The 8,693-nt window shown below is 66.5% G+C and carries 7 protein-coding genes and 2 riboswitches; of the genes, 1 reads left to right on the plus strand and 6 read right to left on the minus strand.

Annotation, left to right across the window (positions count from 1 at the left end; all coding sequences use genetic code 11):
- Nucleotides 1-74: 74 nt before the first annotated feature.
- Nucleotides 75-1,607 carry an aminoacyl--tRNA ligase-related protein gene (locus ASE59_RS08080; protein ID WP_056454787.1) on the minus strand — a complete coding sequence of 511 codons (1,533 nt, stop codon included), beginning with the start codon at nt 1,605-1,607 and terminating at the stop codon, nt 75-77.
- Nucleotides 1,608-1,698: 91 nt separating this feature from the next.
- Here ASE59_RS08080 and ASE59_RS08085 point away from each other — a divergent pair, with 91 nt between their 5' ends.
- A complete protein-coding gene (locus ASE59_RS08085; protein WP_056454889.1) occupies nt 1,699-2,595 on the plus strand; it encodes a DMT family transporter in 897 nt (298 codons plus the stop codon).
- Nucleotides 2,596-2,636: 41 nt separating this feature from the next.
- Here the strand turns inward: ASE59_RS08085 and gcvPB are convergent, their stop codons facing one another.
- The 5 genes from gcvPB to ASE59_RS08110 all read right to left on the minus strand — a co-directional run bounded on the left by gcvPB (nt 2,637) and on the right by ASE59_RS08110 (nt 8,520).
- A complete protein-coding gene (gcvPB, locus tag ASE59_RS08090) occupies nt 2,637-4,211 on the minus strand; it encodes an aminomethyl-transferring glycine dehydrogenase subunit GcvPB (RefSeq protein WP_056454790.1) in 1,575 nt (524 codons plus the stop codon).
- Nucleotides 4,208-5,566: an aminomethyl-transferring glycine dehydrogenase subunit GcvPA gene (gcvPA, locus tag ASE59_RS08095; protein WP_056454794.1), complete on the minus strand. Its 1,359-nt coding sequence runs from the start codon at nt 5,564-5,566 to the stop codon at nt 4,208-4,210. Before gcvPA ends, gcvPB begins: the two co-directional genes overlap by 4 nt.
- A 172-nt stretch (nt 5,567-5,738) precedes the next feature.
- Nucleotides 5,739-6,110, minus strand: coding sequence for a glycine cleavage system protein GcvH (gcvH, locus tag ASE59_RS08100; protein WP_056394777.1), 372 nt, complete (start codon nt 6,108-6,110; stop codon nt 5,739-5,741).
- 14 nt (nt 6,111-6,124) lie between these two features.
- Nucleotides 6,125-7,360: a glycine cleavage system aminomethyltransferase GcvT gene (gcvT, locus tag ASE59_RS08105; RefSeq protein ID WP_082458169.1), complete on the minus strand. Its 1,236-nt coding sequence runs from the start codon at nt 7,358-7,360 to the stop codon at nt 6,125-6,127.
- A 64-nt stretch (nt 7,361-7,424) separates the two neighbouring features.
- Nucleotides 7,425-7,533, minus strand: a riboswitch (glycine riboswitch).
- Nucleotides 7,534-7,623, minus strand: a riboswitch (glycine riboswitch).
- Nucleotides 7,624-7,869: 246 nt separating this feature from the next.
- The gene (locus tag ASE59_RS08110) at nt 7,870-8,520 is read right to left on the minus strand and encodes a hypothetical protein (RefSeq protein WP_056454797.1); all 651 of its coding nucleotides are present in this window, start codon (nt 8,518-8,520) and stop codon (nt 7,870-7,872) included.
- Between the last annotated feature and the right edge of the window lie 173 nt (nt 8,521-8,693).

Here is an 8,693-nt window from a genome sequence, read left to right on the forward strand (position 1 = left end):
GGTCGGCCGGTTGTTGCGCGCTTCCGCTCCCTCGCAGACCGACCTACCCCCGCCCTTCCAGGGGGGGGCGTAGGTCAATACGCCCGGCCGATCAGCACGCGCTCGACCGCCGGTGCGCCGGTGAACACGCACGGGCCATCATCGCAACCGGTCTGGCCGAGGGGGGCGTTGCGAATGGTGAGCTTCAGGCCCTTCAGTCGCTGCACAACCTTTTCCAGTGCATCACCGGTGGGCTTCGACCAGCGGACATCGACCCAGCCGGGGTTCTTAATGCCATTGGCGAAATGCGCTTCGACACCGGTCCAATCGTCGATCGGCACGATCCCGCCGCGCAACTTTTCGGTCGACTGCGCCAGCAACGTCGCCTGGATATCGGCCAGCGCCTCACCGATCGACGCGGCGAAATCGTCCCGCGGCACGATCTGCGAATCGAGCTTGCCATCGGCGCGGTACAGCCGGTCGCGACGCACGACCGAGACATTGCCGCCGGCCATGTCGCGTCCGCCGACCTCGACGATTACCGGCGCACCCTTCTTGACCCAGCCCCAGCGCTTGTTGGCGGTCTTGGCGGGCTTCAGGTCGAGCAACGCGCGCACCGGCTCGCCCAGCGCCGACTGCTTCGCGAGCGACGCCTGCAATTCGCGGCAATAGGCGATCAGCGGTTCGTCCTCAAGCGCGTCGCGCAGCATCGGCACGATCACCACCTGCCACGGCGCGATCGCAGGCGGTACGCGGAGACCATCATCGTCGCCATGAACCATGATGACCCCGCCGATCATCCGCGTCGACACACCCCAGCTGGTCGTGTTGGCGTGTTCGAACTGCCCCTCGGCATTCTGGAACCGGATATTCTGCGCGTGCGCGAAATTGGTGCCAAGGAAGTGGGAGGTTCCCGCCTGCAGCGCCTTCCCGTCCTGCATCATCGCTTCGATGCTGTAGGTCGCGACCGCGCCGGGGAAGCGCTCATTCTCCGGCTTCTCACCCGCGATCACGTGCAGGCCAAGACAGGTCTCGGCGAACTCGCGATAGACTTCGAGCATTTTCAGCGTCTCGTCCCGCGCTTCCTCGACCGTCGCGTGGGCAGTATGCCCTTCCTGCCACAGGAATTCGGCGGTGCGCAGGAACATGCGGGTGCGCATCTCCCAACGCACGACATTCGCCCACTGATTGATCAGCACCGGCAGATCGCGCCACGACTGCACCCAGCGTGAAAAGGCGGTGCCGATCACCGTCTCGCTGGTCGGACGCACGACCAGCGGCTCCTCCAGCTTGGCTTCGGGATCCGGGGTCAGCCCGCCCTTGCCATCGGCGACCAGCCGGTGATGGGTGACGACCGCCATCTCCTTGGCGAAGCCGTCGACATGCTCGGCTTCCTTCTCGAAATAAGAGAGCGGGATGAACAGCGGGAAATAGCAATTCTCATGCCCCGTCGCCTTGATCCGGTCGTCGAGCAGCCGCTGGATCCGCTCCCAGATGCCATAGCCCCATGGCCGGATGACCATGCACCCGCGTACCCCAGATTCCTCGGCCAGATCGGCCTCGGTGATGACGGCTTGATACCAGGCGGCGAAATCCTGTTCGCGCGTGACGTTGAGAGCGTGCTTCATGGGACCGCGCGATAGCGGCAAAGGGGGCCGTTCGCCAAGCGGCGATGCGCAGCGGGTTTCCCTGGCGCCATTCCCGCGCTACGGCGCACCCATGCCCGGCGACCGCGTACTCAAGGGCCTGGCGCTTCGCCTGCTCGCCATCTTCTTCCTGTCCACCATGTCCGCGCTGGTGAAGCTGGCCGAGACGCGTGGCGCGTCGCTGCCCGAGACGATGTTCTATCGCCAGCTATGCGCATTGCCGATTGTGCTGGCGTTCGTGGCGGCCGGACCCGGGCTGCGATCGCTCCGCACGACGCGGATCAAGGGGCATCTGACCAGGTCGATGATCGGGCTGGTCGGCATGGTCTTCACCTTTGGCGCGGTGTTGTTGCTACCGTTGGCGGAGGCGACGACGTTCCAGTTCACCGTGCCGATCTTTGCGACGCTGCTTGGCGCGCTGGTCCTGCGCGAGCCGACCGGGTGGCAGCGGTGGAGCGCGGTGCTGCTCGGCTTCGTGGGGGTACTGGTCGTGGCGCAACCGGGCAGTAGCCACGTCCCGCTGTTCGGGGCGTTCGTCGGGTTGATGGCCGCGCTGTTCGTCGCGCTGGTCGCGATCGCGCTGCGCCAGTTGCGCGACGAACCGGCGGGAACGACGGTGTTCTGGTTCTCGACGTTGACGCTGCCGTTCATCGCCACGGCATACGCGTTCAACATCCGCTCGCACGACTGGCTGACCTGGGCGAACCTGATCGCGATTGGCATGGTCGGCGGCATGGGGCAGATCGCGCTGACCGCTGCATCGCGATCCGCACCGGTCGCGGCGGTGGTGCCGATGGACTATTCGGGGCTGCTCTGGGCGACGATCTATGGCTGGCTGCTGTTCGGCGTGCTGCCGACGCCGATGACTTGGGCCGGCGCACCGATCATCATCGCCAGCGGACTGTTCATCGTGTGGCGCGAACACCGCCTCGGCCGGCAGAAGGTCCGGGCGATGGTCGAGGAGGATTGAGCAACATCCGCCCCGCCCGTACGGGCGGAACGGAACTGCGTTTACTCCGCGGCTTCGGCAATCGGAGCGGCGGGTTCCTTCCACGCCAGCACCGGCTTGCGCGCGGCCAGCGTCTCGTCGAGGCGACGACGCGGGGCGAAATGCGGGGCGGATTTGAGCGCCGTGTCGCCCGCCTTGGCGCGTTCGCCGACCGACTTCAGCGCGCCGATGAACTGGTCGAGCGCGGCCTTGCTCTCGGTCTCGGTCGGTTCGACCAGCATCGCGCCATGGACGACCAGCGGGAAATACACCGTCATCGGGTGATAGCCCTCGTCGATCAGCCCCTTGGCGACGTCGAGCGTCGAGAAACCGTCGGCAAGGTTCGCATCGCTGAACAGCGCCTCGTGCATACACGGCCCGCTCTTGCCGAACGGTGCGTCGAGCGTGTCGTCGAGGCTGCGCAGGACATAGTTGGCGTTCAGCACCGCGTCTTCCGACACCTGCTTCAACCCATCGGTGCCGTGACTGAGGATGTAGGACAAGGCCCGCGTGAACATGCCCATCTGGCCGTGGAACGCGACCATCCGGCCGAAGCTGTCGGCATGATGCTCACCTGCCGTTTCCTCCTCGACCAGCACGAAGCGACCGTCCTGCCTCTCGACGAACGGCAGCGGCGCGAACGGAGTCAGCGCCTTCGAGAACACCACCGGACCCGACCCCGGACCGCCGCCGCCATGCGGGGTCGAGAAGGTCTTGTGCAGGTTGATGTGCATCGCATCGACGCCGAGGTCGCCCGGCCGTACCCGCCCGACGATCGCGTTGAAGTTCGCGCCGTCGCAATAGACATAGCCGCCCGCCGCGTGGACCGCGTCGGAGATTTCCTTGAGATCCCGCTCGAACAGCCCGCAGGTGTTCGGGTTGGTGATCATCACGCCCGCGACGTCTGGCCCCAGCCGATCCTTCAGCGCCTGCGTATCGACGCGGCCATCGGCGGTGGCCGGGATATCCTTGACCGTGAAGCCTGCGAACGCTGCCGTGGCGGGATTGGTGCCGTGCGCGCTTTCGGGGACGAGGATGACCTTGCGACGTCCCTCGCCGCGCTTTTCCAGCGCCGCCTTGATCGCGAGGATGCCGCACAGTTCGCCATGCGCGCCGGCCTTGGGGCTCATGGCGACCGAATCCATGTTGGTCAGCGTCACCAGCCAGTGCGCGAGCTGATGGATCACCTCCAGCGCGCCCTGCACCGTGTCGATCGGGCCCAGCGGGTGAAGGTCGGCGAAACCGGGCAACCGCGCCATCCGCTCGTTCAGGCGCGGATTGTGCTTCATCGTGCAGCTACCCAACGGGAACAGGCCGAGGTCGATCGCATAATTCTGGCGCGACAGACGCGTATAGTGGCGCACCGCTTCGGGTTCCGACAGGCCGGGCAGGCCGATCGCGCTCTTGCGGGCATGGTTGCCCAGCCGCGTCGCAATCTTGGGTGCATCGTCGATATCGACGCCGGTCGTCTCGGCCGATCCGATCTCGAAGATCAGCGCCTCTTCCAGCATCAGAGCACGGTTGCCGGTGAAGGTCGCCTGTGCACCGCCCGTCGCTTCGCCCATGGCCGGACGCCAGCCGCTCTGGTTCACGCTCATGCCAATACCTCCGTGAGCGCTGCGGCGAGCGCTTCGATATCTTCCTCGGTCACCGTTTCGGTCACCGCCACGACCAACCCGTTGGCAAGGCCCGCCTCGCCTGGATAGAGTCGGCCGAGCGACACGCCCGCCAGCACGCCGCGATCGGCGAGTTCGCGCACCACCGGCCGCGCCTCGACTGGCAGCTTCAGCGTGAATTCGTTGAAGAAGCTGTCATTGATTAGCTCGACGCCCGGAACCTGCGCCAGCCGCTCGGCGGCGGCACATGCCTTGGCATGGTTCACCTCGGCCAGTTGCCGCAGCCCCCTTTCCCCCAACAGCGTCAGGTGGATCGAGAAGGCTAGCGCGCACAACCCCGAATTGGTGCAGATGTTTGACGTCGCCTTTTCACGACGGATATGCTGTTCGCGCGTCGACAGCGTCAGCACGAAGCCGCGCTTGCCCTCGGCATCCACCGTCTCGCCGCACAGCCGGCCCGGCATCTGCCGTACCAGCTTTTCCGAACACGCGAACAGCCCGACATAGGGACCGCCGAATTGCAGGCCGACGCCCAGCGACTGGCCCTCGCCGACGACGATATCGGCGCCCAGATTGCCCGGTGCCTCGATCGCGCCCAGCGCGACCGGCTCGGTCACGACCGCGATCAGCAGCGCCTTCACCGCATGCGCGGCATCGGCGATGCGTTGCAGGTCGGGGATGCGGCCGAGGATGTCGGGGTACTGGACGACGACGCACGACGTATCGGCATCGATCTTTTCGATCAGCCGGTCGTCATCGGTCTCGGCGACCAGCCACGGCTGGGTCGTGTCGAGCACGTCGCCGGTGAACTTCGCCATGGTCTTCGCGACCGAGACGTAATGCGGATGCACGCCGCCCGAGAACACCGCCTTCGCCTTGCGCGTCACCCGCCTGGCCATCGTCACCGCTTCCCAGCAGGCGGTCGAGCCGTCGTACATCGACGCGTTCGCCACGTCACAGCCGAGCAGCCGCGCGACCTGACTCTGGAATTCGAAGAGCATTTGCAGCGTGCCCTGCGCGATTTCCGGCTGGTAGGGCGTGTAGGCGGTCAGATACTCGCCGCGCTGGATCAGGTGGTCGACGCTGGCCGGCACATGGTGACGATAGGCGCCGCAGCCGAGGAAGAACGGCACCGACCCCGCCGCCACATTCTTCGCCGCCAATGCCGACAAATGCCGCTCGACCGCCAGTTCGCTGGCATGGTTGGGCAGACCCGGCACCGGCCCGTCAAGCCGCGCGGATTCGGGGACGTCGACGAACAGGTCGTCGATGCTGTCGGCACCGATGACGGCAAGCATCTCGGCGCGGTCGGTCGGGGTCAGGGGAAGATAGCGCATGATGGTCCTTGTTGGTCCGCGGGAAGGCGGCGCCGATCACAGCCCATCCGTTCGTCCTGAGTAGCCGCTGAGCTTGTCGAAGCGGTGTATCGAAGGACCGCCACAGGTGCTTCGATACGGGCTTTCGACAGGCTCAATCCCTACTCAGCACGAACGGGAATGGCCTTAGTCCTTACAGCCGCGCGACGTAGGCGGCGTATTTGTCCTCGTCCATCAGCTCACCCAGCTCGCTGTCGTCGCGCAGCGTCAGCTTGAAGAACCAGCCCTCGCCCTCGGGGTCTTCATTGACCAGCGCGGGGTTGTCGGCGAGCGCGGTGTTGCCTTCCAGCACGGTGCCCGATGCCGGGGTGTAGACGTCCGACGCGGCCTTGACCGATTCGACGACGGCGGCGTCATCGCCCTTGGTCAGTTGCTTGCCCTCTTCGGGCACATCGACGAACACGATGTCGCCGAGCTGCCCGGCGGCGTACTCGGTGATGCCGACGGTCGCGACTTCACCGTCGACTTCGATCCATTCATGTTCCTGCGTGAAATAACGGCTCATCCGACAAGCTCCCTTTAGCGGACGTAACGATGGGGGACGAAGGGCATCGGCACGACGCGCGCCGCATGCACCTTGCCGCGCTGGCGCAGCATCACGGTTCCGGCTTCGGCCAGCGCCGGCGGGCAATAGGCCATGGCGATCGGCGCCTGCACGCTGGGCGCGAACCCGCCCGAGGTGACGCGACCGACGGCATTGCCATCGGCATCGATCACCTCGGCACCTTCGCGCACCGGCTGGCGCCCTTCGATGATCAGGCCGAACCGCTTCGATTCCGGTCCGGCGGCGCGTTCGGCAAGGATACGCTCGGCCCCCGGAAAGCCGCCTTCTTCACGCCGACGCTTAGACAGCGCGAAGCCGAGATCGGCCGCGACCGGCGTGGTATCGGGACCAAGGTCATGCCCATAGAGCGGCAACCCGGCCTCGAGCCGCAGCGAGTCGCGCGCGCCCAGACCGATCGGCTTCACCTCGGGTTCGGCGCAGATCGCGTCGGCAAAGGCCGTGGCGGCGTCCTCGGGCAGCGAAATCTCGAAGCCGTCCTCGCCGGTGTAGCCCGAGCGGCTGATCCAGAGCGCATGGCCCTGCCAGTCGAAGCTGCCCGCCGTCATGAACGTCAGCGCGGCGACGCCGGGCAGGATGCGATCCAGCGCATCGACCGCCTTCGGCCCCTGCAACGCCAGCAGCGCGCGCTCGTCGAGATGGTTGAGCGTGATTTCGTCGGCAAGGTTTTCGCGCAGATGGCCGATATCGTCATACTTGGTCGCGCCGTTGACGACCATGTAGAACGCGTCCTGCGCGGCATCCGTACCGCCCGTGACGTCATCGCCCTCCGCCTTGAACGGGAACGGCACTTCCGGCCCGGCTGCATCGATCCGCGTGACCATCAGGTCGTCGAGGATGCCGCCCTGCTCGTCGAGCAGCAGCGAATAGCGCATCCTGGCCGGCTTCAGGATCTTCAGGTCACCCGGCAGCAGCGCTTCCAAGGCGGCGGTCGCATCCGGTCCGTGGATCAGCAACTGGCCCATATGGCTGACGTCGAACAGGCCGGCGTGCTCGCGCGTCCACAGATGCTCGGCCATGATGCCTTCATACTGGACCGGCATGGTATAGCCCGCGAACGGGACCATCCGTCCGCCCTTCGCCCGGTGCCACGCATCGAGCGGCAGGGTCTGGGGCGGCAATTCCTCGACGGGATCGCTGCCATCGGCGCGCAGTTCGTGGGCGGGTTCGCTGTTCGGGGCGGTATCGCTCATATGCGCCAAGTCCTTCGTGAATCGGTCCAACGACGCCCGTCGGCACGGATGTGCCGCGTCGGTCGTCGCCCCCTCTGTCACGGAACCTGAGAGCTTTCGCACGGGCGCTTGGCCCGGCTTACCCCTTCGGTGGTCCGGCCGTTACGACCGCGACGCTTTCCAGAGTATCTTGTGCCAATTGCGCGGTCCCTGTTGCCTGAGAGATTCCGGGGCGGTTGCTCCTTCGGCGGCGGACAGGATCCGCACTCTCCCGCGCATGGCGTCGGCTGTAAGCCTGTCGATGCGTCAGGCTCTGGCTCGGGGGCCGGGATTAGTCAATCGGGAAAGCGGAGTAGTGTGCGCTACCGTCGCCTGTTGTTTCGCCTAAAGGCGTCACCCTGGCGAAACAACTCCCCTCCCTGGCAGGGAGGGGCTGGGGGTGGGTCGGCTCGCGAGGGAAGATCACGTCCGCCAACGGGCCAACCCACCCCCGCCCCCTCCCTTCCAGGGAGGGGAGATGTCGATCGACCTTACCGCGTGACGTTATACTTCAGCTGTTCGTCGGTCAGCTGAAACCCGACCAGCGCCTCGAACGTCGCGGCGAGCACCGCCTGTCGCACCGCCGGGTCGGACAGCGGATCGATCGCCGCATCCTGGTCTCCGGGCTTGCGGCGGCGATTGATCTGGTCGCGGGTTTCCTGCGGCAGCGTCGCGGCGGCGCGGTCGACGATCGCGCTCCCCTGCCCCTGTGCCTGCGCGCGCGCCGCGCCATCGGCGAAGTTTAGCGTCACCTGCCCCACCCGCTTCGACACGACCTGCGTGCCACCGCGCACGACAGACACGAAATAGGGGAGCGTTACCGTCCGCGCGCCCTGCGTGTTGTTGCGGCGCGCCTGCACGTCGAACGTCAGCGTGCTGTTGATCGTGTCCGCACCCTCGGCACAGTTGGCGCGGACGTTGGTCAGCGTAGCGACGACGTCGATCGCCTTCGCCTCGCGGCTGGCGGGCGGGTCGAACAGCGTGATGTCGCCGGTCCCGGCGGGCACGCCCGCGACCGGACAGGCCGATCGCACCGCCGAGATGCCGACGCCTTGCGTCACGTCGAGTTCGCCGGTGCGCTTGCATCCGCCGAGCGCGAGGACGGCGATAGCGGCAACGGCGGCAGTTTTGCGGAGGGTCACGGGAACACGATACCTTATGCACGGGTGCGGCGATGCCGCGCCTCCTGATCGCACGCTTCATAGGAACCGCCTTTCGCGCGTGCAAGCAATCGAGTTGTTTTCGGGTTGGGCGGCGCCAGCCCGCTCCCCCACCCCGCCACCCACGCAAGTATCCTGAACGGGTGGCGGGGTGG

It is taken from the genome of Sphingomonas sp. Leaf10, from assembly GCF_001421245.1.
Classification (GTDB): domain Bacteria; phylum Pseudomonadota; class Alphaproteobacteria; order Sphingomonadales; family Sphingomonadaceae; genus Sphingomonas.

Bases quoted from the DNA above. Each gene is read 5' to 3' on its own strand.
- ASE59_RS08080 (WP_056454787.1), bottom strand. From the start codon at position 1,607: ATGAAGCACGCTCTCAACGTCACGCGCGAACAGGATTTCGCCGCCTGG.
- ASE59_RS08085 (WP_056454889.1), top strand. From the start codon at position 1,699: ATGCCCGGCGACCGCGTACTCAAGGGCCTGGCGCTTCGCCTGCTCGCC.
- gcvPB (WP_056454790.1), bottom strand. From the start codon at position 4,211: ATGAGCGTGAACCAGAGCGGCTGGCGTCCGGCCATGGGCGAAGCGACG.
- gcvPA (WP_056454794.1), bottom strand. From the start codon at position 5,566: ATGCGCTATCTTCCCCTGACCCCGACCGACCGCGCCGAGATGCTTGCC.
- gcvH (WP_056394777.1), bottom strand. From the start codon at position 6,110: ATGAGCCGTTATTTCACGCAGGAACATGAATGGATCGAAGTCGACGGT.
- gcvT (WP_082458169.1), bottom strand. From the start codon at position 7,360: ATGAGCGATACCGCCCCGAACAGCGAACCCGCCCACGAACTGCGCGCC.